At 74.9% G+C, this 25,427-nt stretch carries 24 protein-coding genes; 10 read left to right on the forward strand and 14 right to left on the reverse strand.

Annotated elements, in window-relative coordinates; translation table 11 throughout:
- Window positions 1-163: 163 nt before the first annotated feature.
- The 3 genes from ACH4LD_RS15440 to ACH4LD_RS15450 form a co-directional block, all read right to left on the reverse strand.
- Entirely contained in the window at window positions 164-1,393 is a 1,230-nt protein-coding gene (locus ACH4LD_RS15440) for a glycoside hydrolase family 88 protein (protein WP_398055200.1), read from the reverse strand.
- Window positions 1,394-1,498: 105 nt separating this feature from the next.
- Window positions 1,499-1,987 carry a GNAT family N-acetyltransferase gene (locus ACH4LD_RS15445; RefSeq protein ID WP_398055201.1) on the reverse strand — a complete coding sequence of 163 codons (489 nt, stop codon included), beginning with the start codon at window positions 1,985-1,987 and terminating at the stop codon, window positions 1,499-1,501.
- 43 nt (window positions 1,988-2,030) lie between these two features.
- Window positions 2,031-2,474 (reverse strand): ester cyclase, encoded by a 444-nt coding sequence (locus tag ACH4LD_RS15450; RefSeq protein ID WP_398055202.1) that lies wholly within the window; start codon window positions 2,472-2,474, stop codon window positions 2,031-2,033.
- A gap of 246 nt (window positions 2,475-2,720) precedes the next feature.
- Here ACH4LD_RS15450 and ACH4LD_RS15455 point away from each other — a divergent pair, with 246 nt between their 5' ends.
- Window positions 2,721-3,377, forward strand: a complete 657-nt coding sequence (locus ACH4LD_RS15455) for a maleylpyruvate isomerase N-terminal domain-containing protein (protein WP_398055203.1) — start codon at window positions 2,721-2,723, stop codon at window positions 3,375-3,377.
- Between the two features lie 16 nt (window positions 3,378-3,393).
- Here the strand turns inward: ACH4LD_RS15455 and ACH4LD_RS15460 are convergent, their stop codons facing one another.
- Window positions 3,394-4,149, reverse strand: a complete 756-nt coding sequence (locus ACH4LD_RS15460; protein WP_398055204.1) for a VCBS repeat-containing protein — start codon at window positions 4,147-4,149, stop codon at window positions 3,394-3,396.
- A 274-nt stretch (window positions 4,150-4,423) separates the two neighbouring features.
- Between ACH4LD_RS15460 and ACH4LD_RS15465 the strand changes: the two genes are divergently transcribed.
- Complete coding sequence (locus ACH4LD_RS15465) at window positions 4,424-5,104, forward strand: hypothetical protein (RefSeq protein WP_398055205.1); 681 nt, start codon at window positions 4,424-4,426, stop codon at window positions 5,102-5,104.
- Window positions 5,105-5,309: 205 nt separating this feature from the next.
- Here ACH4LD_RS15465 and ACH4LD_RS15470 read toward each other — a convergent pair whose 3' ends face one another.
- Together ACH4LD_RS15470 and ACH4LD_RS15475 are read right to left on the reverse strand one after the other, a co-directional pair.
- Window positions 5,310-6,197 carry an NAD(P)-dependent oxidoreductase gene (locus ACH4LD_RS15470; protein ID WP_398055206.1) on the reverse strand — a complete coding sequence of 296 codons (888 nt, stop codon included), beginning with the start codon at window positions 6,195-6,197 and terminating at the stop codon, window positions 5,310-5,312.
- A 20-nt stretch (window positions 6,198-6,217) separates the two neighbouring features.
- Window positions 6,218-6,385 carry a hypothetical protein gene (locus tag ACH4LD_RS15475; RefSeq protein WP_398055207.1) on the reverse strand — a complete coding sequence of 56 codons (168 nt, stop codon included), beginning with the start codon at window positions 6,383-6,385 and terminating at the stop codon, window positions 6,218-6,220.
- A 181-nt stretch (window positions 6,386-6,566) separates the two neighbouring features.
- Here ACH4LD_RS15475 and ACH4LD_RS15480 point away from each other — a divergent pair, with 181 nt between their 5' ends.
- The 3 genes from ACH4LD_RS15480 to ACH4LD_RS15490 all read left to right on the forward strand — a co-directional run bounded on the left by ACH4LD_RS15480 (window position 6,567) and on the right by ACH4LD_RS15490 (window position 12,351).
- Window positions 6,567-9,416: an AfsR/SARP family transcriptional regulator gene (locus tag ACH4LD_RS15480; protein WP_398055208.1), complete on the forward strand. Its 2,850-nt coding sequence runs from the start codon at window positions 6,567-6,569 to the stop codon at window positions 9,414-9,416.
- Window positions 9,417-9,483: 67 nt separating this feature from the next.
- The gene (gene cpt, locus ACH4LD_RS15485; protein WP_398055209.1) at window positions 9,484-10,017 is read left to right on the forward strand and encodes a chloramphenicol phosphotransferase CPT; all 534 of its coding nucleotides are present in this window, start codon (window positions 9,484-9,486) and stop codon (window positions 10,015-10,017) included.
- 21 nt (window positions 10,018-10,038) lie between these two features.
- The gene (locus ACH4LD_RS15490) at window positions 10,039-12,351 is read left to right on the forward strand and encodes a BTAD domain-containing putative transcriptional regulator (protein WP_398055210.1); all 2,313 of its coding nucleotides are present in this window, start codon (window positions 10,039-10,041) and stop codon (window positions 12,349-12,351) included.
- 217 nt (window positions 12,352-12,568) lie between these two features.
- Here ACH4LD_RS15490 and ACH4LD_RS15495 read toward each other — a convergent pair whose 3' ends face one another.
- The gene (locus ACH4LD_RS15495) at window positions 12,569-13,804 is read right to left on the reverse strand and encodes a type II CAAX prenyl endopeptidase Rce1 family protein (RefSeq protein ID WP_398055211.1); all 1,236 of its coding nucleotides are present in this window, start codon (window positions 13,802-13,804) and stop codon (window positions 12,569-12,571) included.
- Between the two features lie 128 nt (window positions 13,805-13,932).
- On the opposite strand from ACH4LD_RS15495, the gene ACH4LD_RS15500 reads away from it, so the two are divergent.
- Complete coding sequence (locus tag ACH4LD_RS15500; RefSeq protein ID WP_398055212.1) at window positions 13,933-14,682, forward strand: SDR family oxidoreductase; 750 nt, start codon at window positions 13,933-13,935, stop codon at window positions 14,680-14,682.
- A gap of 22 nt (window positions 14,683-14,704) precedes the next feature.
- Here the strand turns inward: ACH4LD_RS15500 and ACH4LD_RS15505 are convergent, their stop codons facing one another.
- The 5 genes from ACH4LD_RS15505 to ACH4LD_RS15525 all read right to left on the reverse strand — a co-directional run bounded on the left by ACH4LD_RS15505 (window position 14,705) and on the right by ACH4LD_RS15525 (window position 19,244).
- Complete coding sequence (locus ACH4LD_RS15505; RefSeq protein ID WP_398055213.1) at window positions 14,705-15,769, reverse strand: YihY/virulence factor BrkB family protein; 1,065 nt, start codon at window positions 15,767-15,769, stop codon at window positions 14,705-14,707.
- A 138-nt stretch (window positions 15,770-15,907) separates the two neighbouring features.
- Window positions 15,908-16,357, reverse strand: coding sequence for a peptidoglycan-binding domain-containing protein (locus ACH4LD_RS15510; RefSeq protein ID WP_398055214.1), 450 nt, complete (start codon window positions 16,355-16,357; stop codon window positions 15,908-15,910).
- Between the two features lie 173 nt (window positions 16,358-16,530).
- On the reverse strand, window positions 16,531-17,133 hold the full coding sequence (locus ACH4LD_RS15515) for a hypothetical protein (RefSeq protein WP_398055215.1): 603 nt from the start codon (window positions 17,131-17,133) through the stop codon (window positions 16,531-16,533).
- A gap of 270 nt (window positions 17,134-17,403) precedes the next feature.
- Window positions 17,404-18,135, reverse strand: coding sequence for a TIGR03943 family putative permease subunit (locus tag ACH4LD_RS15520; RefSeq protein ID WP_398055216.1), 732 nt, complete (start codon window positions 18,133-18,135; stop codon window positions 17,404-17,406).
- Complete coding sequence (locus ACH4LD_RS15525; protein ID WP_398055217.1) at window positions 18,132-19,244, reverse strand: permease; 1,113 nt, start codon at window positions 19,242-19,244, stop codon at window positions 18,132-18,134. The genes ACH4LD_RS15520 and ACH4LD_RS15525 overlap by 4 nt, the downstream gene beginning before the upstream one ends.
- A 194-nt stretch (window positions 19,245-19,438) precedes the next feature.
- On the opposite strand from ACH4LD_RS15525, the gene ACH4LD_RS15530 reads away from it, so the two are divergent.
- The 3 genes from ACH4LD_RS15530 to ACH4LD_RS15540 all read left to right on the forward strand — a co-directional run bounded on the left by ACH4LD_RS15530 (window position 19,439) and on the right by ACH4LD_RS15540 (window position 21,892).
- Window positions 19,439-20,236 (forward strand): serine hydrolase, encoded by a 798-nt coding sequence (locus ACH4LD_RS15530; RefSeq protein ID WP_398055218.1) that lies wholly within the window; start codon window positions 19,439-19,441, stop codon window positions 20,234-20,236.
- Window positions 20,237-20,403: 167 nt separating this feature from the next.
- Complete coding sequence (locus ACH4LD_RS15535; protein ID WP_398055219.1) at window positions 20,404-20,817, forward strand: SRPBCC family protein; 414 nt, start codon at window positions 20,404-20,406, stop codon at window positions 20,815-20,817.
- Between the two features lies 1 nt (window position 20,818).
- Complete coding sequence (locus ACH4LD_RS15540; protein WP_398055220.1) at window positions 20,819-21,892, forward strand: class I mannose-6-phosphate isomerase; 1,074 nt, start codon at window positions 20,819-20,821, stop codon at window positions 21,890-21,892.
- Window positions 21,893-21,936: 44 nt separating this feature from the next.
- Here ACH4LD_RS15540 and ACH4LD_RS15545 read toward each other — a convergent pair whose 3' ends face one another.
- Window positions 21,937-22,419, reverse strand: coding sequence for a hypothetical protein (locus tag ACH4LD_RS15545; RefSeq protein WP_398055221.1), 483 nt, complete (start codon window positions 22,417-22,419; stop codon window positions 21,937-21,939).
- Between the two features lie 372 nt (window positions 22,420-22,791).
- Window positions 22,792-24,330 carry a hypothetical protein gene (locus ACH4LD_RS15550; RefSeq protein ID WP_398055222.1) on the reverse strand — a complete coding sequence of 513 codons (1,539 nt, stop codon included), beginning with the start codon at window positions 24,328-24,330 and terminating at the stop codon, window positions 22,792-22,794.
- 496 nt (window positions 24,331-24,826) lie between these two features.
- Between ACH4LD_RS15550 and ACH4LD_RS15555 the strand changes: the two genes are divergently transcribed.
- Window positions 24,827-25,405 (forward strand): hypothetical protein, encoded by a 579-nt coding sequence (locus ACH4LD_RS15555; RefSeq protein ID WP_398055223.1) that lies wholly within the window; start codon window positions 24,827-24,829, stop codon window positions 25,403-25,405.
- The last annotated feature ends 22 nt before the right edge of the window (window positions 25,406-25,427 follow it).

Below are 25,427 nucleotides of genomic sequence, written 5' to 3' on the forward strand. Positions count from 1 at the left end.
CACGTCCAGGTCACGCCGACAGGCCGGGCGCCGGGCCGGGTCACGCGTCGAGGTCACGCCGGCGGGCCGGGCACCGAAGGGTGTGGCCGCCGCCCGCGGGGTCACGGTGACGGCGGCGACAGGGGAACGGCGAGCCGCGCGCGCGAGCCGCCGCGCCGACGGCTCAGGCCGGCTGCGACAGGTCGATCGCCCGGTCGACGTCCTCGGGCCGGAGCACGCGCAGGATGCCTTCGAGGAGGTAGTAGTCCGCGTAGGGCAGGGAGACCTCGATGCCGTCCTCGGCCGGGCGGTTGCGGGTGCAGCGGGCCACGACCGCGTCGGCGCGGGCCGAGTTCCTCGTCAGGCAGGTGTCCGCGAGCGCGGTGAGCAGCCGCAGCGCCACCTCCCGGTAGGTGTGCCTGCCCGTGGCCGCGTGCAGGTCGAGCAGGCCGCACGCCATGATGGCGCCGGCGGAGGCGTCCTTGATGTCGTGCGGCTGCTGCGGCGCGCGGTAGTCCCACACCGGCACGTGGTCCGGGGTCAGCGCTCCGATGGCGAAGTCGGCGAGTCTGCGGGCGGTGTCCCGGAACTCCTTGTGCCCGGTCCGCCGGTACATCGTGGTGAAGCCGTAGATGCCCCAGGCCTGTCCGCGCGACCAGCACGAGGTGGGGCTGTAGCCCTGCACCGTGTTGGGGCCGAGGGGGGCACCGGTGTCGGGGTCGAAGTCGAACACGTGCGGGGTGGATCCGTCGGGGCGGGGGAAGACGCGCTGCGCGGTCCTCGCGTGCTCGACGGCGATGTCCAGGTAGGTGTCGTCGCCGGTCTGCCGGCTCGCGAACGCCAGCAGATCGAGGTTCATCATCGTGTCCATGATGACGCGGCCCGCGTTGGCGCGGTCCGTCAGCGCACCCCAGGCCCGGATGAACTTCCCCCGCGGGTTGTACCGCTGGATCAGGGAGTCGGCGGCCCGTATCGCGCCCGTACGCCACTCGTCGTCGCCGGTCAGGCGCCAGGCGGTGACCCAGGAAGGGGAGAAGAGGAACCCCAGGTCGTGCGTGCTCGTGTCCGACTGCCGGGGGGCGAGGTTCCGGGCCGACTCCACCGCCCATGTGCGGAAGGCGTCGTCCCCGCTGTACAGCCAGGCCATCCACAGGGTGCCGGGCCAGAAGCCGCCGACCCAGTCCCCGTTGCGCGAGTACGTCCACTTCTCGAACTTGGTCCCGACCGGGAAACCCGTCACTCCGGGCGCGACGGCACGGACCTTCTCCACGGCGTAGTCCGCCGCCGCGCGGAGTGTCCGTGAGGTCGCTCCTGACGGCTGCCGGTCCGGTGCCGCCGCGGCAGGCACCGCGGCGGCCCCCGCAGCCGCCGCACCGGCCGCCGTGGCCAGCAACGCACGCCGGGAAACGCTCATGCTCGCCCTCCAACTCCACCGTGGTCAAAAGAAGTTGGCTGAGCTTCGCACAGCAGACGTGACCGTGTACACCCATGTGTGCGGAGTTCATCATGATGAACGCGGTCAGCGGTCCGGAGCGTCGGAGTCGTGCCGGAGCCAGACGTAGCCGACCGGCTGAGCGGTGTTCCAGCTCGCGGCGAGACCGGGGTCGACCGGACGGAACCCGGCGCCCAGGTAACACCGGAGCGCCCGGTCGTTGTCGGGGTGAACGCGCAGGTGGACATCGGCGAACCCGGCCCGGAGCGCCCGCGCGAGCAGGCCCCGGACGAGCACGCGGCCCAGCCCCGCCCCGCGGGCCCCGGGCGCCACGATGATCCGCGCCAGTTCGGCCTCGTCCTCCTCCGTGTCCCGCCACAACTCGCCGTAGCCGAGCACCCTTCCCCCGTCCACGAGCACGTGGGCCTCGACGTCGTCCGCCTGCTGCCATCCGGCGACCGTCCGTTCGGACACGGGGAACTCATGGCTTCCGCACCACATCACGGCCTCCGCCGCCGATGTCGGCCAGCCGGCGACGAGTGCCGCGTGCACGGGAGCGCAGGGAAGCAGATCCATGTGTGCCGACCCTAAGCGACCGGGCCGGATCCCGGACGCGGGTTCAGGACGGGCCGCCGGGGGCCGTGCCCAGTTGCCGCGTCTGCGTGAGGACGTCGACGACACCCCAGATCTCGGCGACGCGGTCGTCCGCGAACCGCAGGACGAAGATCTCGCTGTACCTGACGGGCTTCCCGGTGGCCTGGAGTCCGTGGTACTCCCCCAGGTGCGTACCGGTGACCGTGTTCCGGAAGACGACCTTGTCCCCCTCGGCGATCTCGTCCTCGATCTCGACACGCAGGTCGGGGAACGCGCGCAGCAGCACCTCCCACACCCGCTTGAGTGCCTGCGCGCCCGTCGCCCCCGTCGGCAGCGGCGCGTGGAACAGCAGGTCCGGCGCGACGACCTCGTCGATCGCCTTCGAGACGGTCTCCAGGTCACCGGTGTGGACGGCGTCGTGCAGGCGGCGGAACGTCGCCTTGTTGCGTGCTTCCTGAGCTGTCGGCATGGGCCGGCTCCTCGGGTCGGCGCGAGTCGTCGGCTTCGTACTCGCTTCCACGCCCCCTACGACGGGACAGCCCTCCGGTATGTGACATGACCGCTGCGGGCGCCCTCCACCACCGGTCCCCCCCACGGGCGCTGCCGGGCGAACGGATCGGGCAGGGTGCGTGCGGCGTACCGGCGCCAGGCGCACGCCGGACGGGCCGGTGCGAATCCGGTCGAAGGACGGGGCGCCCGCTGCTAGTTTGCGGCCGTGGATCTCTTCTCGCGCTCGTGGACGGCCTTGCGCGCCGCGGTCGCCGGCCTCGCCGACGAGGACTTCGCACGGCCGTCCGGCTGCACCGGCTGGCTGGTCCGTGACCTGGCGTGCCATCTGGTCATCGACGCCCAGGACGTGCTGATCACCCTGGTGACGCCCACCACTGCGGAGCCGACGCGCGACGCGGTGACGTACTGGAACGTCGGCGACACCCCGCCCGCCGGCGACGATCCGCTCGACGCGCTGACCGTCCGGCTGGCCGCCGCGTACGAGGAGCCGCGGCTGCTGAAGTTCCACCTGGACGACGTCGGTTCGGCGGCCGGACGCGCGGCCGGACTCGCCGACCCGGAGCAACGGGTGCGCACGCAGGACATGGTCCTCACCGTGGGCGACTACCTCTCCGCGTACGTCCTGGAGTGGACCCTGCACCACCTGGACCTGATCGCCCACCTCACGGGCGCGGCCGGACCCCCCGCCGAAGCCCTCGCCCGGTCCCGCGCCATGCTGGAGGAGATCGCCGGGTCGGCCTTCCCCCCGTCGTGGTCCGATCAGGACGTCCTGCGCGTCGGAACGGGGCACAGGCCCCCGACCGCCGGCGAGCGGACCCGACTGGGCCCACTGGCCGGGAAGCTCCCCCTCGTCCTCGGGTGAGCGCACGGCGCAGGTGTCAGCGGGCCCGCGCCTGCGTCCCGCAGGGCGGGTGGAACGGGGTGAGGCCCGCGTGGGGCAGCGGGGACGGGGGGTGGTAGCCCGTGGCCGGGATGTCCGTCGTGTAGGTGCGGGTGTCGGGCGACAGGCCCCGGTTCGGGTCGCCCAGGCGGGCCTGGATCTGGTAGGTGCCGTCTCCGGAGTACGTGTACGCCGTGAGGTCGGGATACCGGTCGTGGTTGTGGTCGGCCACCGCGATGTCCTTGGTGGCCCCCAGGTCGAGGGGGACCGTCCGCCGGCTGCGGCCGGTGTCGGAGAAGGGTCCGAGCCTCAGTTCGGCCACCCGGGGCCGGACCGGGTCGTCGCCGCCCTGCTCCTGTCCCGCCACGACGACCAGGTCGGTCCAGCCGTCCCGGTCGAAGTCCGCCACGGCGGCGCTCACGTACTCCTGCCGGGCGGCGGTACGGTCGGCCAACCCCCGTGCTCCGACCGTCGTTTCGCGGGCTGAGCCGATGCCGAAGGTGACGGCCAGCCGGGTACCCCGGTGGGACGGGTCGGTGATCCGGTCCGGCAGACCGTCGTTGTCCACGTCGGCGATCAGGTCCCCCGACGGCGTCAGACAGGCGGTGACGGCGGGCGGACCCGTCGGGCGCGGCGGGGGCTCGCCCAGGCGGTCCTCGCCGCCGGCGAGGAGCAACAGGCCGCCCGCCAGCAGCGACGCCGTACGGGTGAGCCGTCTCGGCCGGGAGGTACCGCTGGGTTCGCGCACGGACATGGGCAGGGATCGTAGTCACCGGGCCGGGTGCACCCGGGGGGCGGGGCCTCGGCGGATGCTCGGCGAGCAGGACCCGGACTCCGCCCACGTCGGCGACCGGGTCGAGGTCGGCCTGCCGACCGGACTCGCGCCCGGCCTCGCCGACGGTATGCTGGCGCGCCCGGTAGCGGCCCGGAGCGGGGTGTCGGTCAGCCGCTGCCGCCTCGCCAACGGTGAAAACGGGTTGACCCACCCGTATCATCCAGGTGTCGCACCGTCAGGAGCGGAGGAACTGATGCCGGAAAGCGCCGGGCCCGTCACCGAATTGACCTCTCAGTACGTCAGTCAGGTGACCAACGACCTCGAACACAACCTCAAGGAGCAGGAACGCATCACGGCTGAAATCGCCGTCCTGCAAGAGCAGTTGGCCACCCTGCAGCACGACCACGGCGTCCTGCTGAACATGCAGCAGGCACTCGGCCTCGCCGCGCCGGCCGGGCGGGCGGTCGTCCCCGCCCCGCGCAAGAAGAGCGGTGGCGCGCGCCGCGCCGACGACAGGAAGCCCGCCGTCAAGAAGCCGGCGGTCAAGAAGGCCGCGACCACGAAGACGGCGGCCGCGAAGACGGCGACGAAGAAGACGGCGACGAAGAAGACGGTGACGAAGAAGGCGACCACCGGGGAACCGGCGGCCACCAAGACGTCGCCGTCCTCCGAGCCCGCTCAGCCCACCCTCATCGAACTCGTCCGCCGGCACCTGGCGGAGCAGACGGAGCCCCGTTCCGCCGCGGAGGTCAGTGAGGCCCTGGGCCAGGCGTATCCCGAGCGCGGCATCCAGACGAAGGTCGTCCGCACCACGCTGGAGAACCTCGTGGCGAAGAACGGCGCCCAGCGCACCAAGCAGGGCACGTCCGTCTTCTACGTCGTGCCGGGCGAATCGGCGCGGGAGACGACGGAGGGCGCCGAGACGGACGCGTGACCGCCCGCCACGCCGAGGAGCTGGGCGGCGATGGCGGCCGGTGGCCGAGGGAGGCCACGCGGAGGTCCGCGCCTCCGCCGACCTCCTCCGCCGGGTCACCGCTTGCCGGCCGGGAGCCCAGTCGCCGTCCTTCAGCGTGCCCCCGCCGTACCGGCGCTCTGCCTCGGTGCGGACACCGGAGCGCCGTCGGCACTCTGGGAGGCCGTCACCGCTCGGCGGAGCCGAAACTGGCGAAGTAGGCCGCGGCCATGTCCTCGTCGCCGTGGCCCAGTTGGGCCGCACGCTCCATGCGCTCGGCGCTCGCGGCGGCCACGTCGAGACGCACGCCGTACTCCTCACCCGCCTGGACGATGAGCCGGGCGTCCTTGGCCGCCGTGCCCACCGCGAACTGGGCCGGGGTCAGTGGGCCGTCCAGGATGAGCTTCGCCTTGGCCCGCAGGTAGCCCATGTCCAGCGGGCCGCCCTCGATCGCGTCGAAGAAGTTCTGCGGGTCCACGTCGAGCCCCCGGGCCAGGGCCAGCACCTCGCCGGCCGCGGCGGTGATCGCGAGGACCCAGCTGTTGGCGACGAGCTTCAGTCGGCTCGCCGTACCGGCCGCGCCGTCCTCGCCGGTCCACACGGTACGGGAGCCGACCGCGTCGAACACCGGGGCCACCGCCGCGCGGTGCTCGCTCGGGCCCGCGGCGAGGACGAGGAGCTGACCGGCCTCGGCGGGCTGACGGGTGCCCAGCACCGGCGCGTCGAAGAAGACCAGGTCGTGCTCGCGGGCGAAGGCGGCCAGGTCACGGACGGCCTCGATACCGGCGGTGGTGGACTGCACCCACGCGGTGCCGGAGCGCAGCGCGGGGGCGGCCTCGCGCATGACGTCCAGGGTGGCCGGGCCGTCGTAGAGCATGGTCAGGACGACGTCGGCGCCCTCGACGGCCTCGGCGGGCGTGCCGGCGATGTGCGCCCCGTCGGCGGCGAGCGGTTCGGCTTTGACGCGGGTGCGGTTCCAGGCGCGGACGGTGTGTCCGGCCCGCGCGAGGTTGCGGGCCATCGCGGCACCCATGATGCCGGTGCCCAGGACACTCACGGTGAGCTTGTCGGTCATGACGTCAACTCCCAGGGGGATCATGCGGTCTCGGCGGCGCGGACCGGGCCGTCCAGCCAGCTCTGACGGCCGTTCAGCATCGGGTTCAGCGTCTCCGGTACGGCGGCGGGGCGGCCGATCTGCGTCTCCCGGGTGAGGATACGGACCCGGCCGCCAGGGAGATCTTCCACCAGCCAGGCGTGCGGCACGTCGAGCCGCTCCTCCGGCGTGCCGTCCTGCCGGACCGTCCAGGACGGCAGGGCGGGTACGGGAGACCCTCCGGCGCGCCGCCCGGGACCGGTGGCGCGAGCGCTGTCCCGGGGTCCGCCGTTCCTGCCGGTTTCCTCCGGAGACGTACAGTCGAGGGGAGGGGTGAACGGAGGGGGCGGGATGCCACAGGGGGTGCCGGTGCGGTTCGCGGTGCTGGGGCCGGTGCGGGTCTGGCGGGGGGCGGACGAACTGGACGCCGGGGGGCCGCAGGCGCGCGCACTGCTGGCCCTGCTGCTGCTGCGGGCCGGTCAGCCCGTCCCCGTGCCCGAGATCGTCGACGTGCTGTGGGGACCGGGCCCCCCGCCCACCGCCGTCAACGTGGTCCGCCGGCACGTCGGCTCGCTGCGGCGGCTGCTCGAACCAGGGCTGCCCGCGCGGGCGCCGGGGTACCGGCTGGTGCGCGGCGCGGGCGGCTACCGGCTGTTCACCGACGGGGACGACGTGGACCTCGAACGGTTCCGGGGGCTGCGGCAGGAGGCCCGGCGGGCCGTCGCCGAGGGTGCGCCCGGGCGGGCCGTGGAACTGCTCGGCCGGGCGCTGGCGCTGTGGGCCGGTCCCGTCGCCTCCGGAGTCGCCCCGGACGTGCGGGAACGGCTCGGCGCGGACGGGCTGGAGCGCGAACGGCTCGCCGCGCTGCGGGAGGCGGCCGACGCGGCCCTGCAGGCGGGCGTGCCCGGCGCGGTGCTGGCCCGGCTGCGGGAGGCCGCCGCCGCTCATCCGCTGGACGAGTCCCTGCTGGCCCGGCTGGTCCTGGCCCTCGCGGCCACCGGCCGGCGGGCCGAGGCGCTCGCGACCTCCCGGAACGCCTGCCGCCGTCTCGCCGAGGAGCTGGGCATCGACCCCGGGCCCGAACTGCAGGAGGCCCACCGGACGGCGCTCGGGGAGACACGGGACGGGGACCCGGCGGAGCCGCCGCCCGCGGAAGCCGTCGTCGCGCGTCCCGTCGTACCCGCCCAACTGCCGCACGACCTCCCCGCGTTCACCGGCCGGCACACCGAACTGGCCGAGCTGCTTGACCCGCTCGCCGACGGCGGATCCGCCGGGACGGTGCTGATCTCAGCGCTCGGCGGGATGGCCGGGGTGGGCAAGACCACGCTGGCGGTCCACTGGGCCCACCGGGTCGCCGACCGGTACCCGGACGGCCAGCTCTACGTCGACCTGCGCGGCTTCGCCGCCTCCGGGGCGGTCACCGACCCCGGTGAGGCCGTCCGCGGTTTCCTGCACGCGCTCGGAGTGCCGCCCGAGCAGGTCCCCCAGGGCCTGGCCGCGCAGGCCGCCCTGTACCGCAGTGTGCTGGCTGGGCGCCGGGTGCTCGTGCTGCTGGACAACGCGCGGGACACCGAGCAGGTACGGCCGCTGCTGCCCGGCACGCCCGGCTGCCTCGCCATCGTCACCAGCCGGGACGACCTGACCGGGCTGGTGGCCGCGCACGGCGCCCGCTCGCTGACCCTGCGGCCGTTCGACGCCGGCCAGGCGCGGGACTTCCTCGCCGGACGACTCGGCGCCGGACGGATCGCCGCCGAGCCACGGGCGGTGGACGAGATCGTCGCCCGGTGTGCCGGGCTGCCCCTCGCCCTGGCCTGTGTGGCCGCCCGCGCCGCCCTGCGCCCGGACTTCCCGCTGGCGGCCGTGGCCGCCGAACTGCGCGAGGCCCGCGGCGGCCTCGACGGGTTCACCCGGCCCGGCACCCAGGGGGACATCGCCACCGTCTTCTCCTGGTCCACCCGGGCCGTGTCGGCCGCCGCCGCCCGGCTGTTCCGGCTGCTCGCCCTGCATCCCGGCCCCGACGTGTCGGCGGCCACCGCCGCCGCGCTCGCCGGGCTGCCGCCGCGCCGGGCGCGCTCGCTGCTCGGCGAACTCGCGGCCGTCCACCTCGTCACCGAACCGGCGCCCGGGCGCTACGGCTTCCACGACCTGCTCCGCGCCCACGCCGCCGACCTCCTCGACGAGCACCACACCGAGGCCGAGCGGCAGGAGGCCCGCGACCGGCTGTTCCGGAACTACGTGGAGCGCGCCCACGCCGCCGGCGCGCTGCTCGACCCCAGCGGTGACGCCCCGGCGCCGCCGCCCGCGCCGACGGACACACGGGCCGTGCCGTTCGCCGACGACAGCGCGGCCCTGGCCTGGCTCACCGCCGAGCACCCGGCGCTGCCGGCCGTCGTCAAGGCGGCGGCCGCGACCGGCCACGACCGGTACGCGTGCCTCCTGGCCTGGTCCCTGGAGCCGTACTTCGAGCGGCGCGGCCACTGGCACGACGGACTGGCCGCCCAGCGCACCGCGCTCGACGCCGCGCTGCGGCTCGCCGACCCCGCCCTGGAGGCGCGCGCCCTGCGTGGGCTCGGCCGGGCGGAGGCCAGGCTGGGCCTGTCCGACGAGAGCCGGGCCCACCTCGACCGGGCGCTCACGCTGTTCACGCTCGCCGGCGACACCGTCGGCCGGGCGGGCACCCACCGCAGTCTGGGCTGGGGGTGCGAGCAGGAGGGCGACCTGGCGGGGGCCCTGCGGCACAACCAGCTCGCCCTGGAGCTGTTCCGCACCGCCGGATCCCGGCCGGCGCTGGCCAGCGTCCTCAACTCCGTCGGCTGGTACCACGCGCTGCGCGGCGAGTACCGGCCGGCCCTCGCGCGCTGCTTCGAGGCCCTGGCCCTGCTCCAGGACCTGGGCGACCGGTACGGCCAGGCGGCGACCTGGGACAGCATCGCCTACGCCTACCACTGCCTCGGCCGGCATCCGCACGCCCTGCTCGGCTACCGCAACGCGCTGACGCTGTACCGGTCGCTCGGCGTCCCCTACCCGGAGGCCGACACGCTGACGCGCATGGGCGACACACATCTGGCCACCGGTGACCGGGACGGCGCCCGGGCCGCCTGGGAGCAGGCCCTCGCCCTGCTCACCCGGCTCGGTCACCCGGACGCGGAACGGGTCCGCGAACGGCTCGACGGACGGGAGGAGCGGTCCGGTGCGGGATGACGGCACTCGGGGTCCGGGACGCGGAACGGGTTGGCCGCCCGGCCGGACGGCTCCGTAGGGTGGCACGGTGACGACTCAGGTGATCCTTCTCAACGGTGGTTCCAGCGCGGGGAAGTCCGGGATCGGGCGGTGCCTGCAGGCCGTACTGCCCGATCCCTGGCTGGTGTTCGGCATCGACTCCCTGGTCGACGCCCTGCCCCCGGAACTCCGGGGGACGGACGGCGGGATCGAGTTCGCCGAGGACGGCGGGGTGCAGGTGGGTGCGGGTTTCCGGGCCCTGGAGGCGGCCTGGATGGAGGGCGTCGCGGCGACGGCCCGCGCGGGCGCCAGGATCGTCGTGGACGACGTCTTCCTCGGCGGCGCGGCCTCCCAGCAGCGGTGGCGGACGGCTCTCACCGGACTGGACGTCCTGTGGGTGGGGGTGCGGTGCGACGCCGAGGTCGCCGCGGCACGGGAGATCGCCCGGGGAGACCGGCCCCAGGGGATGGCGGCGGCCCAGGCCGACGTGGTGCACGACGGGGTGTCGTACGACCTGGAGGTGGACACCACCCACACCGAGTCCCTGATGTGCGCGCGGACCATCGCGGCCCGCGTCCGCTGACCGGGGGGCGGGGTGGAGCGCGTGCCCGACGGGCCCGGTGACGGGGCGCCGTCCGAGGTGCTGCGGTTCGAAGTGCTCGGCCCGCTGCGGGTGCTGCGCGCGGGGAGCGAGCTGGATCTCGGGTACCCGCAGGCACGGGCCCTGCTCGGCGTGCTCCTGGTGTGGCCGGGGCGGCCCGTGCGGATGAGCACGATCGTCGACGTCCTCTGGCCCGGCCGGCCGCCCGCCAACGCGACGAACGCGGTACGGCGCCACGTCGGCGCGCTGCGCAGACTGCTGGAGCCCGGGCTGCCCCCGCGCGCCCCCGGGCGGCGCCTACTGGGCCGTACCGGCGGCTATCTGCTGGAGGCGACGGCCGACGAGGCCGACCTGCCGCGCTTCCGCGCCTCCAGCCGGCGGGGCATGCGCGCCGCCGCCACCGCGCGCCCCGAGCAGGCGGTACGGCACTTCGCCGGGGCCCTGCGGCTGTGGCGCGGGCCGGTGGCGGCCGACCTGCCGGGGCCGGTGCGCACGCACCCGCACTTCGCGGCCGTGGACCAGGAGATCCTCCGCACGGCGCGGATGGCGGCGGACGCCGCGCTGCTGTGCGGGCGCGCGGACCAGGTGCTGCCGAGCGTGCGCCGGGCCGCCGCACTCAACCCGCTCGACGAGCCGCTGCTCGCCCGCCTGATCCTGTCCCTGGCGGCGTGCGGCCTCCAGGCGGAGGCGCTGGCCACCTACGAGGACACCCGCCGCCACCTCGCCGAACAGCTGGGGGTCGCCCCCGGCGCCGAACTGGCGGCGGCCCACGCCCGCGTCCTGCGCCGGCAGATACGCCCCACGAAGCACCGGCTCCCCACCGGCCCACCGGCCCCCGCACGCCCCGGCATCCGTCCGGCCCAACTCCCACCGGACCTGCCCGTCTTCACGGGAAGACAACGAGAACTGGCCACACTGGACACCCTGTTGGGCGGGGAGGGTGTGGGGGCGCCGCGGGAGTTCGGGACCGACGGGGAGTCCGCACGGGCGGCGCCGCAGACTTGGGCCGACGGGGAGTCCGCATGGGCAACGCCACAGACTTGGGCCGACGGGGAGCCCGCACGGGCAACGCCGGGCGCGCTCCGGGGCGCGGACACCGCGCCGGACGCGCTGCGCGGCTGGATCGGCGGGGAGCCCGTACAGGCAGAGTCGGTCGCCCCCACTGGTGCGGATTCCGGACCAGCTGTACCGGACACGCGGACGGACGAGAAGCCGGTACGGCATGCGCCGGACGCCGTCGTGGGACGGGAAACCGCGCCGGACGCGCTGCGCCCGTGGATCGGCGGGGAGCCCCTGCCCGCCGTGCCGGCTGCTCGCACCGACGGAGAGATTCCGCGGGTGGCGCCGGCCCCGTCGACCGCTGGCCACCCTGCGTCGGCCGTGCTCATCAGTGGTCCGGCCGGTGTCGGCAAGACCGCACTGGCGGTCCACTGGGCGCACCGGGTCGCCGACCGCTTTCCTGACGGCCAGCTCCACCTGGAGCTGGGCGGTTCGGCCCCTGACCAGGCCGCGTTGGAGCCGGCCGAGGCACTGCGCCGGCTGCTCGGGGCCCTCGGCGTGCCCGCGCGGAACATGCCGGCGAGCCTGGCCGGCCTCACCGCGCGGTACCGCGGTGCGCTGGCGGAACGCCGACTGCTGGTCCTGCTGGACGACGCCGCCTGCCTCCGGCAGATCCTCCCGCTGCTGCCCGAGGAGCCGGGCTGCCTGGCGGTGGTCACGAGCCGGGGCGGGTCGATCGCACCGGGCGCGGTGTCCGCGACCGCCGGGGCCACCGGAGTCAGCGGGCCGACCGGACCTGCCACGAGGACCGGGGAGACCGGTATGACCGGGGCCACCGGGTCGGCCGCGTTCGCCGGACCCGCCACGGCGACCGGCCCCAGCCCACTGACCGCACCGGCCACGGCGACCGGCCCCAGCCCACTGACCGCAGCCGCCGGGGCGACTCGACCGGCCACGCCCGCCGTGGTCATCGCGCCCGCCATGCCGGTCGAGCCCGCCGGACAGGCCGGGACCGCGGTGGGCGACCCGGACGGGCCGGCAGGACGCCTCGCGCTGTCAGAGCCCTGGGAGCGGGCCGCCACGGGCCTCCGTACGCTGCGCCTGGGTCTGCCCTCCGAGGCGGACGCCCGTGACCTGCTCACCAGGCGGATCGGTGCCGCTCGGTCGGCTGCCGAGCCGGAAGCCGTGACGGAGATCGTCCGCCGGTGCGGCCGGCTGCCCTCCGCCCTGGCCCTCGTCGCCGCACGCGTGGCGAGCCGCAGGGACTTCCCGCTGACCGCCCTGGCCGCCGACCTCGCCGAAGACGCGGGGCCTTGAGAGGAGCGGAGCCGGAGACACCCTGGCCCGACCACTACCTCCCCGGGCCCCCGCAGAGGCCCGGGACCCACGTCTCGCCGTACCGACCCGGGGCCGGGCCCGGCGCACACCGCATGTCGAGTGCGCCGCGCCGCGACGGCATGCAGTGGTTCTGGGACCAGTGCACCACCGACGAGGCCGAGCGGGGATCGCCCGGACGCCCGAGCCCGCCGCGGGCCTACGTACGGTCCGTGCCGTCTCCCCCGGCGTCCGCAGACGCGGGCGGGAGGGCCGTGCCGGCCTCCGGTCGACCGGTCGTGGGTGACGGCGGGACGGCCCCGTCCGGTGCCGTCAGGGAAGCGCCCGCACCGGGTCCGGTCTGAGCGGCCCACGGCCCGGCACCGACCGCACCTGGTCCGGCCTGACCGGCCCACGGCGGAGCACCCGTCACCCCCGTACTCCATCCCGGCTGCCCCGCCCACTGCTGCGGGACCGGAGCACCGTTGCCATACGGGTGGCCCGGCAGGAGTGCCGGTGGCTGTGGGGCCGGAGCCGTGCGGTCCAGTGGGCGGCGGCGCAGCCACCAGGCCACGGCCGCCGTGTACAGCGCGATGCTCAGCACGTCGAACAGGACGAGCTGCCAACTCGCGTCGGCGGCGGTCTCGTCGCTGGTGAGCCCGTCCACGACGGCGGCCGAGACGCCGAAGGCGAGCAGGTTGTTGACGGTGTGCAGGGCGATGGACGCCTCCAGTCCGCCGGTGCGCCAGGTCAGCCAGCCCGCGGCCACGCCGAACGCCACGAGGTCGGCGAAGCCCCAGGGCGTGCCCCAGCCGTGGGCGGAGGCGAACAGGACCGCCTGGGGCAGCAGCGCGGCCCACGGCGAGCGCAGGAACGCCCCGGCGGTCTGCGTCAGCCAGCCGCGGAACACGTACTCCTCGGCGGCGGCCTGCACCGGCACCAGCAGCACCAGCACGGCGATGGCCCGTCCGAAGGCCGGCCATCCGACCCACTGGCTCTCCGGCTCGCCGTCCGCGGGGAGCAGGAACATGCAGCCCATCGCGAGGGCCACGACCGGTAGGGCGGTCAGCACGCACAGCAGCAGCCAGCGCCATCTCAGCCGGCCGGTCACGGAGGACAGCGTGCCGGCCGGGCGCCGTCCGATCCAGCGCACGACCAGCAGCACGACGGGTATGCCGACCGCGATGCAGAGCAGGTCGACGGCAGTGCCGGAGACGGGGCCGAACTCCGGCCAGCCGTCGTCGTCCTGGGGGTAGCCCATGGCCGGGCCCAGGGCCGCGAGGAGGAGCATGAGGACGACCACGGTGATCATGTACGACACGGCCACGACCAGGGTCCCGAGGAGGGGGCGCCACCACCGGTAGCGCGGTGAGAGGCGGGCCAGACGGTGGTAGGCGAGCTGCTCTGTGAACTGTGTCCGTGCATGGGGCAGCAGCAGTGGCTGTGGCTGTGTCATGGCGTCAGCCTGCCCAAAGACGGCGGGACGCGCCATCGGCTTGGCGCAGGACCGGGTTCCGCCGCCGCACCTAGGTCGGTGTCCGTTCGCCGCCGGTGCTCCCGATCGCCGTCGGCTGGGATGGACCCATGACTTCAGAAACGGATCTGCGAGGCAGGACGGCACTGGTCACCGGTGGCAGCCGGGGCATCGGCGCGGCGACGGCACGGCGACTGGCGCGGGAGGGCGCGGACGTGGCCGTGACCTATGTGCGGGGCAAGGACGCGGCCGAGGAGGTCGTACGGGACATCGAGGCGCTGGGGCGGCGGGCTGTGGCCCTGCGCGCCGACTCGGCGGACGCGGCGGAGGCGGCGGACGCGGTGCGGCGCGCGGCGGAGGAACTGGGCGGGCTGGACGTGCTGGTGGGCAACGCGGCCGTGGGGATGATGGGGCCGCTGGAGACCCTGTCCCTCACCGACGTCGACCGGCTCCTCGCGGTGAACGTGCGCGGGGTGTTCCTGGCCGCGCGGTCGGCCGCCGCGGTGATGGGCGCCGGCGGGCGGATCATCACGGTCGGCAGTTGTGTCACTGCGCGGATCCCGGGCCCGGGGGCCACGCTGTACGCGATGAGCAAGTCGGCCGTGGTGGGGCTGACGAAGGCTCTCGCGCGGGAGCTGGCCGGACGCGGGATCACGGCGAACGTCGTGCATCCGGGGCCGACGGACACGGACATGAACCCCGCGGACGGCTCGTACGCGGCCGGTCAGGCCGCGGCGACCGCCCTCGGCCGGTTCGGTACGGCCGAGGAGGTCGCGGCCATGGTGGCGTTCCTGGCGGGGCCGGAGGCGGCGTACGTGACGGGCGCGGAGTTCTCGGTGGACGGCGGATACGCCGCGTGACGGAGCGGGGAGGGCGGGGACGTCAGGTCTCGTCCAGGCGGCGTACGTCCTCCTCGTCCCACTTCCTGGTGTCGCGGGGCTGGGTGTACGGCACGGCCCGGGGCGGATGGCCACCGGCGATGGCGCGCTGCCGTACGGTCTCCGCGTCGAACTCCAGCCCCAGCAGGACGGCCAGGTTGGTGATCCACAGCCAGACCAGGAAGACGATGACGCCGGCCATGGTGCCGTAGGTCTTGTTGTAGGAGGCGAAGTTGGCGACGTAGAACGCGAACCCGGTCGAGGCGGCCATCCAGATCAGCAGGGCGAGGACGCTGCCGGGGGTGATCCACCGGAACCCCTTGACCTTGGCGTTCGGGGTCGCCCAGTACAGGATGGCGATCATCACGGTGACGAGCAGGACCAGCACGGGCCATTTGGCGATGGACCACGCGGTCAGCGCCGTGTCGCCGAGCCCCAGCGCGTCCCCGGCCCGGCGGGCCAGTCCGCCGGTGAAGACCACGATGAGCGCGCTGGCCACGGCGAGGACCATCAGGACGATGGTGACCCCGACGCGCACGGGGAGGAGCTTCCAGACGGGGCGGCCCTCGGGCATGTCGTAGACGGCGTTGGCGGCGCGGATGAACGCGGCCACGTAGCCGGAGGCCGACCACACGGCCAGCACGAGGCCGAGGATGGCGACGAGGGAGCCGGTTCCGGCGCCGTTCTGGAGCTGTTCCACCGCCCGGGTGATGATGTCGCGGGCGGGGCCGGGGGCGAGGTTCCGCAGGTTGGCCAGGACCTTGTCCGTGACCGACCGGCCCGCGACGGCCAGCAGGGAGACCAGCACCAGCAGGGCCGGGAACAGGGACAGGACGGAGTAGTAGGTGAGCGCCGCGGCCCGGTCGGTGAGCTCGTCGTCGCGGAACTCGCGCAGCGCTCCCTTGAACACCGCCGGCCATGCGCGCCGGGGCAGCTTCACGGGGGTGTCCGGCGCCCGCCGCTCGACGTCCTCGCCGGGGCCTGCCTCGTCGGGCGTGGGGATGCGTGTCGGCGGGGTCTCGTCGGCGGCCTGCCTGTGGTGCAGCCGTGGTACGTGCAGCTTCGCCATGTCCGCCGGGTAACCCCACGGGGCGTGATCACGCACCCGGTTCACCCGCCGGCCCCGTCTTCCCGGGTGCTGCCCCGCCCGGTGCCCTCCGCCCGGCAGCGGGACGGAGGGCGTGCGGGCGGGCCGACGTGCCGGGGCTCAGTGGGCGTTGGCGAACCGCTTGAACGCTGCCTTGGTGCCGGAGCCGGCGATGCCGTCGATGGGGCCCCGGTAGCCGTAGCTGTCCTTCAGGAGCCGCTGGAGCGCCTTGATCGTGCCCTTGCCGACGATGCCGTCGATCGGGCCGGTGTAGCCCCAGTACTTCTTCAGGCAGCGCTGGAACGCCTTCCAGCTGTTGGTGCCGAGCTTGCCGTCGATGGAGTTCCGGTAGTTCCAGTACGTCTTCAGCCAGCGCTGGACCTTCTTCGCCTCGGTGGCGTTCAGGCCGAGGTTGTTCACCGCCTGCGGGGTGACGGCCTCGGTGGCCGCCGCCGGCTGGGCCGTCGCGGGTGCCGCGAAGCTGGTGCCCGCGGCGGCGAGGCTGCCCGCGGCCAGCGCCACCGTGGTCGCGGTGGCGAGGAGGGTCCTGGTGAAGATGTTCGTCCGCATGTGTTTCCCCCTGGTTGACGAGTGCCTCTCGGCACGGCACACAAGCTACGTGCCGGGGGGTGGGCACGTCGCCAACCCGGGAGTTGACGCCCTGCTCCAACGGCCGCGGTAGGGCCGGACCGGTGTACAACCTCCGTGGTAGGTGCAAGGGGCGCGCGCCGGTCGCGGGCCCGTCAGCCCCGCCCTCCGCTGAGGTTCCCCCACCGGGGTCCGATCTGCCTCCACTCCTCGTCCCACTCGGCCAGGCGCCGCCGGATGAGCCGTGCCCGGACCAGCCGTCCCGCCCCCCAGACCAGCGCGCCGGCCGCCGGGGCGACGAGGACGCCGGTGAGCGCCGACTGCAGGTCGGCCGCCGCTCCGGTGATGGGGGCGGGCACGATCCGGTCCGTCTGGTTCGTCCACACGGTGACCCGGGTTCCGGCGGGGGCGCCCGGGAGGACCTTCGCCCGGTCGGTGTGCGCCGAGCCGTCGGGGTCCGTCCAGCGCACGGCGGCCCAGACCCGTCCGTCGTCGTAGCCGCTGCCCGCGGCGGGGGTCCGCGCCGCGCCGTCGGTGAGCACCGCGGACACCGGGTGCACATGGGCGAGCCGTGCCGTGAACGCGGACTCGGAGGCCTGGGCCGCCCACAGGCCCGCGACGACCCCGACGACCAGGGCCAGCACCCAGCCGGCGAGGACGATCCAGGCCTCGATGACATCGCTGTGCCGCCGCAGCGGGTTGCGCCGCCACCGCCACAGCCGTACCCGGGTGACCGTCGTGGGAGGTGTCCGTGTCATCGTCACCGCCTCCTCCCGCCCACCGGCGGCCGGAACCCGCAGCGGCCCCCGCGGTCTCCCGGACCGAGTCGCCCGGGCGAGGGTCATGACACCATCCTGCACCTCTCCCGGCCGCTCGTCCGCCAGGGGCCGCGCCTCTCTTCCGGATCGGGCGCTCCGGCCGCCCCTGGCCTCCTGGCCGGCCCGGGGCGGCCTCGGGAACCCGGCCCGAGCGGCCCCGCGAACCGGCCATGAGGCGGTCCGGGAAGCGGCCTCCCTGAGTGCGCGCTCCTAAGAGGGCGTGAGCGGCAGGTCGTCGGTGTAGGCGTTCACCGGCTGGGCGACGGGCCGGACGTCCCTGGCGTCGAGCGCCGCCTCGGCCGTCCCGGTGCCGATGGTGCCGTGTGGGTGCCAGGTGCCGGTCACCTCCAGCCAGGTGTCGGCGGGCGGTGCCTCGCCGCCGCCGTACACCCGCACTTTCACCGTCTGTGAGTCCGCCGCGCAGCAGGAGAAGATGATCCGGGTCAGGTACCAGCCGCGGCGCTTGCCGGCCGGGGTGACGAAGCCGGTCAGCCGGACGGTGCGGTGCTCGATGGCCCGTCCGCGGTCCTGCTGGACGCGCTTGGTGAAGTCGGTGAGGGTCAGCGGCAGCGGCGAGGTCGCGGGCAGCGGCCCGAACCCCTTCTGCACGGCGACGGGCTTGGTGTCGGCACGGGCCGCGGTGTACGCGCCGAGCGCGGGCGGGGGGTGGAGGAGGAGGCTGAGCGCGGGGAGGAACAGCAGCCAGGCGACGCGCGGGGTGCCGGTGTGGTCGTGGCCGTGCCCGGTGTTGCCGGCCGTGTGCCGCCGGTCCCGGGTGATCGCTGCGGCCAGGCCGAGCAGCAGCAGGACGGCGCCGCACACGATCAGGGCCGGGCGCAGTCCGGCCTTGACGTAGCGCAGGTAGGTGTCGGTGAGGAGGGCCGTGTGCAGCAGGCCGGTGCCGGTCAGCGCCAGGAGCAGGGCCTGGAGGGGGCGTTTCACAGCAGCGCGCCTCCGATCAGGGCGCTCGCGGTGACGGCCACGACGGTGGTCGCCGTGGAGAACCGCCAGGCGAAGGCGCGGCCGAAGGTGCCCGCCTGAAGGGCGATCAACTTCAGGTCGACCATGGGACCGACCACCAGGAACGCGAGCCGGGCGGTCGGCGAGAAGCCGGTGAACGAGGCCGCGACGAAGGCGTCGGCCTCCGAACAGACGGCCAGCAGCACGGCGAGGGCGGCCAGGACGAGCACCGAGAGCCAGGGCGAGCCGGAGAAGGCGTCGAGGACGGAGCCCGGCACGGTGACGTTGAAGGTGGCGGCGGCCATGGCTCCGAGGACGAGGAAGCCGCCGGCGTTCAGGAAGTCGTGCTGGAAGCCGAGCCGGAACTCGGTCCAGCGGCTGTGGCCGTGCCGGTGGCCGGTGTGCCGGGGGCGCAGGAGCGGGCGCAGCCACTCCTCCTTGCCGAGCCACAGCCACAGCCAGCCCATGACGGCCGCCGTGGCGAGGGAGGCGAGCAGCCGGGCGGCGACCATCGCGGGGTTGCCCGGGAAGGCGACGGCGGTGGCCGTGAGCACGACGGGGTTGATCGCGGGCGCGGAGAGCAGGAAGGCGAAGGCGGCGGCCGGGGTCACGCCCCGGCGGATCAGGCTGCTCGCGACGGGCACGGAGGCGCACTCGCAGCCCGGCAGGACCGCGCCGGCCACGCCGGCGACCGGGACGGCGAGGGCCGGCCGCTTCGGCAGCACCCGGGTGAACAGGTCGGCCGGAACGAAGGCGTTGATGGCGCCGGACAGGGCGGTGCCGAGGAGCAGGAAGGGAAGCGCCTGCACGGTGATGGCCAGGCAGACGGTGCGCCAGGCCTGGACGGCGGGGTGGTTCAGCCAGGGCGTGCCGGCCAGGAGGAACGCGGCCGCGAGGGTGAGGGCGGCGATACCGGGGGCCCTCGGCCGAAGGACGTCGCCCGCCGTCCAGGATCTCGGGGCGGCGCCCGTCGACCCGGGCCTGGGGCCGGCGCCCGGTGCCCACGGCCGGACGCGGCGCGCGGGCGGTTCGGGGTGGGGCACGGCCGCCACGCCCTCCGTCACACCAACCAGCTCATCCGCTTTGTCCATTTTCACTCCGGATGTCGGCGTCTGGCCGACGATAAGCGAGGAGTACGGCCGGGCCGCGCGTACACGCCGCCGCCCGGGCGACCGGCCGGAACAATGCGCCCCATCGGTGGCTCTTCTCACAAAACGGCCCGAACGGGGCCTGAGGTGACGGGCGCCACGTCGCCGGGCGCCGCTGTTGTCTACGTTCGTGACCCATGTCGTCCCGCTTCTCCCGCACAGTACGCGCCAGGGCCTGCGCCCTCGTGGCCTCGGCGACCGCCCTCCTCGCCACCACCGGGCTCCTGCACCCCACCCCGGCCGCAGCCGCCTCGGCACAGGCCACGGCGGCCGTGCTCGACCTGGACGGCACCGACCCCACACCCGTGGTCCACGGCCGGGACAGGGCGTACGACACCGCCAGCATCGTCAAGGTCGACATCCTCGCGGCGCTGCTGCTCCAGGCGCAGGACGCGGGACGAGGGCTCACCGCGCGGGAGCGGGAGCGCGCCGAGCCCATGATCCGGCGCAGCGACAACGCGGCGGCCAACGCCCTGTGGCGGCAGATCGGCCGGGCCCCCGGGCTGGCGGCGGCCAACAAGCGCCTGGGCCTGACCTCCACGACGGGCGGGCCCGGCGCCAAGTGGGGCCTGACCCGGACGACCGCGCGCGACCAGATACGGCTGCTGCGGGCCGTCTTCGGCACCGGCGGAACGGTCCACGCGGGCTCCGGCGGACTCGACGCGGACTCCCGCGCCTACATCCGCTCCCTGATGAGCCGGGTCGTGCCCGAGCAGACCTGGGGTGTCCCGGCGGCCGGCGCCGAGGGCTCCCGGAAGACCCTGAAGAACGGCTGGCTGCAAAGGGACACCACGGGCCTGTGGGACGTCAACAGCGTCGGCCAGGTCACCGTGGGCGGTCACCGGTACCTGCTCGCGGTGCTGTCGGACGGCAGCGCCTCCATGAGCGATGGCGTGTCCCTGGTGGAGCGCACGGCACGCGCGGCCCTGGGGTGAGCGGGCCCCGCCCGGCGGCCATGGCCCCGGGTCCGGCGCGGCGGCCGTCGCCCCGGCCGTGATCAGCCGGGTCCTCGGGGGCAGCAAGGTGCCGCCGGGGCTTTTCGGTCGCCGTGGAAGGGGCACGCGGTCGGGGTACGACTTCCGACCGGAGGGGCGAGACGACGATGGCCGAGTACGAGCGTTCCCGCACGATGCCCGCACAGCCCGAGCAGGTCTTCGACCAGGCGGCCAACACCGCCCAGCTCGACGCCTGGCTCCCGGGCGAGCTGCACGTAGACGTCCAGGACCCGCCCGCCGTGACCGTCCATGAGGACCGCTCCGGCGAGGACACCCCCGCCCTGCTGCGGGCCGAGCCGGACCAGATGCGCCTGGAGTGGGGCACCCGCGAGCAGGGCGGCTACGCCGGGTGGCTCCAGGTGGCCGGCATCGGCAGCGGAGCCAGCGAGGTGACCGTGCACCTGTCCTTCTTCGACGAGGGCCATGACCCGGGCGAACGGGCGGTGTCCGACGCCCTGGACGGCAGTCTGCGCCGGCTGGAGGAACAGGTGCGGATGCGGGTCGACAACGCGGCCGGCTGACATGGCGCACCCGGTGAACTGGTCCCCGCTGCGCCTCGCCACACCCGTCAAACAGCATGTCTTCGGCGGCCGGGCCCTTAGTGAACGGCTGGGCCGGACCGGGCTGCCGGACGGCCCGGTCGCCGAGACCTGGGAGGTCAGCGACGTCGACGGGGAGGGTGCCACGGTGACCGAGGGTCCGCTCGCGGGGCGGTCGCTGCGGGAGCTCATGGCCGAGGATCCCGCCGGCCTGCTGGGCGACCGCCCCCACGGACCGCGCTTCCCCCTGCTCACCAAGTTCATCGACGGCACGCGCGCGCTGCCCGTGCATCTGCACGCCGACGACGCCACCGCCCGCCGTCTGGAGGGCGAGCCGAACGGCAAGACCGAGGCGTGGCACGTGCTGGACGCCGTACCCGGCGCGACGGCGCTGGTCGGCGTGCGGCCCGGGGTGGACCGGGAGCGGCTGCGCCGGGCGCTGCTCGCGCAGGACTTCGACGCGGTGATGCGCCGCCTGCCGGTGCGCGCCGGGCAGACCGTGTACGTACCGGGCGGGACCCTGCACAGTTTCGGTCCGGGCACCCTGGTGTACGAGATCGAGCAGACCTCCGACATCCAGCAGCACGCCATGCCCTGGCGGATGGAGGACGGCGCACCGCTGGCCGAGCGCGAGCGGGAGGAGAACATCGAGCGGCTGCTGGACGAGTGGCGGCCGGAGCCCCGGCCGGAGTTCCAGCCGGGGCTGAGCGTGCCGGTCGACGACTCGGTGGTGCGTACGGTGCTGTGCGCGGGGCCGTACTTCGCGCTCGAACGCTGGACGGGCGGCGGCACCGCCCCCGTCGCCCGTACGTTCACGACCGCGCAGATCCTCAGCAACGCCGGCGCCCCGGTGACCGTCACCTGCGGCGGCTGGACCGGACGGCTCGGCCGGGCGCGGACCCTGCTGCTGCCGGCCGCGCTCGGGGAGGTGCGGGTGACCGGGCCCGCCGACGTCCTGTTCGGCTACGTCCCGGACCTCGATGACGACATCCGGGCCCCGCTGACGGCCACCGGCCACGGGCCGTCCGTGATCGCCGCCCTCGGCGAGGGACTTTAGGCACGACGCGTGCCCCGCGCTCGGACACGGCCCCTCCCCGGCGCTCAGACACTGGTCAGCACCTGCGGCGACAACTGCTCGATCATGGTGTTGGGCCAGCGGATCTGGCGCAGGGTCTGCGGGTGGCAGTCGCTCGCCAGGTCGAGGAGCCGGGCATCGCCGCCGGCCCGCGCCGCCTGGGCGAGCATCTCCCAGTGGACGGAGTTGCGGGCGGCCGCCAGGTGCAGGTCGTGCAGGAGCAGCAGGCCCGGTTCCGGACGGCGGCCCATCGCCTCCGCCGCCTTGGCGCGCAGGGTGGCGAGGGGGCCCGGCGCCGAGTCGTCGGGCGGGCCGGACAGGTCGAGTCCGTGGTGGTGACCGGTGTCGGCCAGGCGGGCGCTGTGCTCGTGCGACCAGCGGGCCAGATCGATGGCCACATGGTGGATCTCGTGCTCGGTGCGGTGCCGCTCGGCGGCGGCCATGAGGGCCTTCTCCAGGTGCCGTTCGCCGTCGTGCAGGGTGCGCAGGGTGAGGGTGAGGGCGTTCATCGGGCGCTCCCCCGGACGGTGCCGGTGCGGTCGTGCCGCGGTTGACCCGGTCGGTGGCGCGCCCGCGCACGCCGACGACGCGCCCGTGCCGCACGGCGATGTCCATGGCGTCGCCGTTGGAGTGCAGCAGCGAGGCGGACGGCACCCAGCGCTCCACGTCGCCTCGGTGAGGCCGGGCGCGAGGTGCAGGTCGGTGCGGACCGGCCAGGGCGTCCCCCGGCTGTACGGGGTCCAGGGACCCCAGGGATCGCCGATGCGGTCGTCGTCGTTGCTCACGGTCCCACCTCCGGGTGTCGCGTTGTGCTGTCGCGCGCGTACCCGGTGGCAGCGGCCTCTCCCCCACGTTCGCCCGGCGCGTGCCCCGGCCGCCGGTCAGTACCCGGACCCGAGGCGCTGGGTCGAGTAGGCGCACTCCGTGTAGAGGTAGCCGGACCGGAGCCTGGCGGTGTCCGAGGCCGGGGTCGCGGTGCTGTCGCCGTTCGGCTTGTGCACGAAGTACGTGGTGCCGACGGGCAGGCTGATGGTGCGCTGCGGGTAGTTCCTGCCGCTGTCGTTGCAGGGCTTGAAGGTGGAGAACGCCGTGTCGGCGAACGTGTACGCCTTGCAGCCGCCGCAGCCCTTGAGGGTGAAACTGCCGGTGACCGGGCCGGTGTAGAGGACGGTGATGTCGTCCGGGCTGTCGTTCTTCACGGTGACGGAGATGCTGCCGCCGGAGGCCAGGGTGGGCAGCTTCCTGCCGGCCGCCGGGAGGGTCTGGGCGACCTCGGCGGCTATGGCGATCTTCTGGGCGCGGGCGCGGTTCCTGTCGTGCTGGTGGCCGGCGGCGAACTGCTCCATGGTCTTCCGCGCCGCGTCGAAGTCGCCGTCCCGGTACTGGTCGACACCGCAGGCGTACTGGCCGGCGTCGCCGCTGCGGCCGGCCCGGCCGGCGGCCTTAGCCAGTCGGCCGTCCGTGTCACCGGCCGACCTGGACAGGTCGGTGATCCGGGTGTCGAGGTCGCGCAGCGTCTCGACGGCCGTGCAGGGTTCGTCCCCGCCGACGGCCTTCTCCGTCCTCGCCACCGCCGCGTCGACGGCGGGCACCACCTTGGCCGCCGCACCGGACCGCGGGAAGGTGTCGAGCAGGTCGCCGAAGCGGTTCACCCAGTCCGTGTCGCCGCTCGCCAGGTGCCGCGCACCGCACTCGTACAGGGCGGTCGCGAGCCGGTCGTCGGGCCACCGCGCCAGCGCGCCGAGCTGTTCGGGCGGCATCGTGTCCGGGACGGTGCGGAGGTACTTCAGCGGCTCTACGGCGTCGCAGTACTCCCGGTGGCCGTAGGCCGCGCCGACCGTCGTGTAGTAGGTCCGCAGACGGTCGGGGACCTGCCGGGCCGCGCGGGAACCGGCGTGGTGCACGGCGATGTCGCGGTAGACCCCCAGAGCGGTCCCGTAGCCGGGCCGGGCGGCGCCGAAGGACTGACGGCCGCTCTCTGCCACCAGGGCGTCGGCGCGCTCCAGGCGGCCGAGGAGCGCCTGCTCCACGGCCTCGTCGTGGGCGTCCTCGTACCACAGGGCGCCGCCGGCCGGTACGGCGAGCAGCACCACGCCCAGCAGCAGCGCGAGCGGCGCGCCGGCCGGCCCGGCGATCCGGGTGCGCAGTCCGGCGATTCCGCCGTGGACGGCCGCCACCAGCAGCAGTGCGGCGTAGCCGGCGAGGACGGCTCCGGGGACGCCGTCGGCGTCGGCGGGGAGCGCGACGAGCAGGAGCACGCCGGTCGCGACCCAGCAGGCGGCCGTCGCCACCCAGCGGCGCAGCAGCGCGTAACCGAGGCCGAGCCCGCTCAGGTTGAGCACGGCGACCGCGCAGGCCCGCCAGGCGTCCGGCGGCGCGGGCGGCGGGCCCACCGGCCCGGGTGGCGGACCTGGCGGCATGGGTGGCGGACCCGGCGGCACGGGCGGCACCGGCGGCCCGCCGAAACCCTGACCCGGACCGTACGGACCTCCGGACATGATGGCTCCCCCCGGTCAACTCCGCCCGCATGTCTGCGGATCGGCAGTGTACGGGCGCGAGCGCAAACCGGACAGAGGGTAGGACGTCCACCCTTTCCTGCACGAGCCTCATGTCCCTCACGCCCCGTTCATCCGATCACCCTGAGCGGTCGCGCCCGGGCCGGCCGAGCGGCCCGCGAACCGACGGTGAAGGGGGCGAGGACTGCATGCACGGCGCCCGGTGGTCCGGCGCACCGGCACGGAACGGACGCCTCGGGCGCACCGGGGCCGCCCGGGCGGCTGTGGCGCGGCCGCTCGGGCGGCCGCTCCCCGCCGTGGACAGCCTCCTTTCGGACCCCTTTCCCGTTCGCTCTCCCGCCGGGCACGCCGTCGCCGATGATGGGCGGGACAGCGCGGCGAGGGGAGGGAGGCGGCGGCCGTGGGATGGACGACCGAGGAGTTCGGGGAGTCGCACGAGGGCATCGTGGGAGCCGTCCTGGAGGACGGCAGCGAACCGAAGCCCGCGTACTTCGACATCGGCAGCGGCGCCGAGATGTACCGGACCAGCGAGTGGTGGGCGTACGACGGCAGGATGAGCAGGCCGCGGGCGGCGGAGGTGCGCGCCGCGTGCAGCTGCGGCTGGCGCGGGCCGGGCATCCCCGTCCCGTGGGAGGAACTGGACGAGGACGGTCTGGAGGCGCTGGACGTCTCGGGGCCGCGCCGCGACTGGAGCGAGCACATCCGCACGGTCGAGCGGCGGACGGTGCCGCTGCCGGAGGACCTGGCCCAGTTGCTGAGCGCCCTGGAGGAGAAGCTGTTCGCGCTGGCCGAGGACGCGCCGGCCGCCGCCCTGCGGGCCGTGGCCGCGCTGGACCGGCTGAGCCGGCGCGCCGGGCGGGAGGCGGCCTGCATGATCGAGGAGGACGGCGAGCAGCGCTGGGAGGCTCTCGGCCGGGCCCTCGGCATCGGCGCGGACCGGGCGCAGTCCCTCGTCACCCGGTATCTGCTGCTGCGCTGAGCCCGGGTCCGCTGCTGTGGGC

Origin of the sequence: Streptomyces sp. NPDC017676 (assembly GCF_044329325.1) — a bacterium.
GTDB lineage: Bacteria > Actinomycetota > Actinomycetes > Streptomycetales > Streptomycetaceae > Streptomyces.

Bases quoted from the DNA above. Each gene is read 5' to 3' on its own strand.
- ACH4LD_RS15470 (WP_398055206.1), bottom strand. From the start codon at position 6,197: ATGACCGACAAGCTCACCGTGAGTGTCCTGGGCACCGGCATCATGGGT.
- ACH4LD_RS15495 (WP_398055211.1), bottom strand. From the start codon at position 13,804: ATGACACAGCCACAGCCACTGCTGCTGCCCCATGCACGGACACAGTTC.
- ACH4LD_RS15515 (WP_398055215.1), bottom strand. From the start codon at position 17,133: ATGACACGGACACCTCCCACGACGGTCACCCGGGTACGGCTGTGGCGG.
- ACH4LD_RS15500 (WP_398055212.1), top strand. From the start codon at position 13,933: ATGACTTCAGAAACGGATCTGCGAGGCAGGACGGCACTGGTCACCGGT.
- ACH4LD_RS15550 (WP_398055222.1), bottom strand. From the start codon at position 24,330: ATGCCGCCAGGTCCGCCACCCGGGCCGGTGGGCCCGCCGCCCGCGCCG.
- ACH4LD_RS15545 (WP_398055221.1), bottom strand. From the start codon at position 22,419: ATGAACGCCCTCACCCTCACCCTGCGCACCCTGCACGACGGCGAACGG.
- ACH4LD_RS15465 (WP_398055205.1), top strand. From the start codon at position 4,424: ATGCCGGAAAGCGCCGGGCCCGTCACCGAATTGACCTCTCAGTACGTC.
- ACH4LD_RS15450 (WP_398055202.1), bottom strand. From the start codon at position 2,474: ATGCCGACAGCTCAGGAAGCACGCAACAAGGCGACGTTCCGCCGCCTG.
- ACH4LD_RS15440 (WP_398055200.1), bottom strand. From the start codon at position 1,393: ATGAGCGTTTCCCGGCGTGCGTTGCTGGCCACGGCGGCCGGTGCGGCG.
- ACH4LD_RS15525 (WP_398055217.1), bottom strand. From the start codon at position 19,244: ATGGACAAAGCGGATGAGCTGGTTGGTGTGACGGAGGGCGTGGCGGCC.
- ACH4LD_RS15480 (WP_398055208.1), top strand. From the start codon at position 6,567: ATGCCACAGGGGGTGCCGGTGCGGTTCGCGGTGCTGGGGCCGGTGCGG.
- ACH4LD_RS15445 (WP_398055201.1), bottom strand. From the start codon at position 1,987: ATGGATCTGCTTCCCTGCGCTCCCGTGCACGCGGCACTCGTCGCCGGC.
- ACH4LD_RS15530 (WP_398055218.1), top strand. From the start codon at position 19,439: ATGTCGTCCCGCTTCTCCCGCACAGTACGCGCCAGGGCCTGCGCCCTC.
- ACH4LD_RS15540 (WP_398055220.1), top strand. From the start codon at position 20,819: ATGGCGCACCCGGTGAACTGGTCCCCGCTGCGCCTCGCCACACCCGTC.
- ACH4LD_RS15460 (WP_398055204.1), bottom strand. From the start codon at position 4,149: ATGTCCGTGCGCGAACCCAGCGGTACCTCCCGGCCGAGACGGCTCACC.
- ACH4LD_RS15535 (WP_398055219.1), top strand. From the start codon at position 20,404: ATGGCCGAGTACGAGCGTTCCCGCACGATGCCCGCACAGCCCGAGCAG.
- ACH4LD_RS15505 (WP_398055213.1), bottom strand. From the start codon at position 15,769: ATGGCGAAGCTGCACGTACCACGGCTGCACCACAGGCAGGCCGCCGAC.
- ACH4LD_RS15510 (WP_398055214.1), bottom strand. From the start codon at position 16,357: ATGCGGACGAACATCTTCACCAGGACCCTCCTCGCCACCGCGACCACG.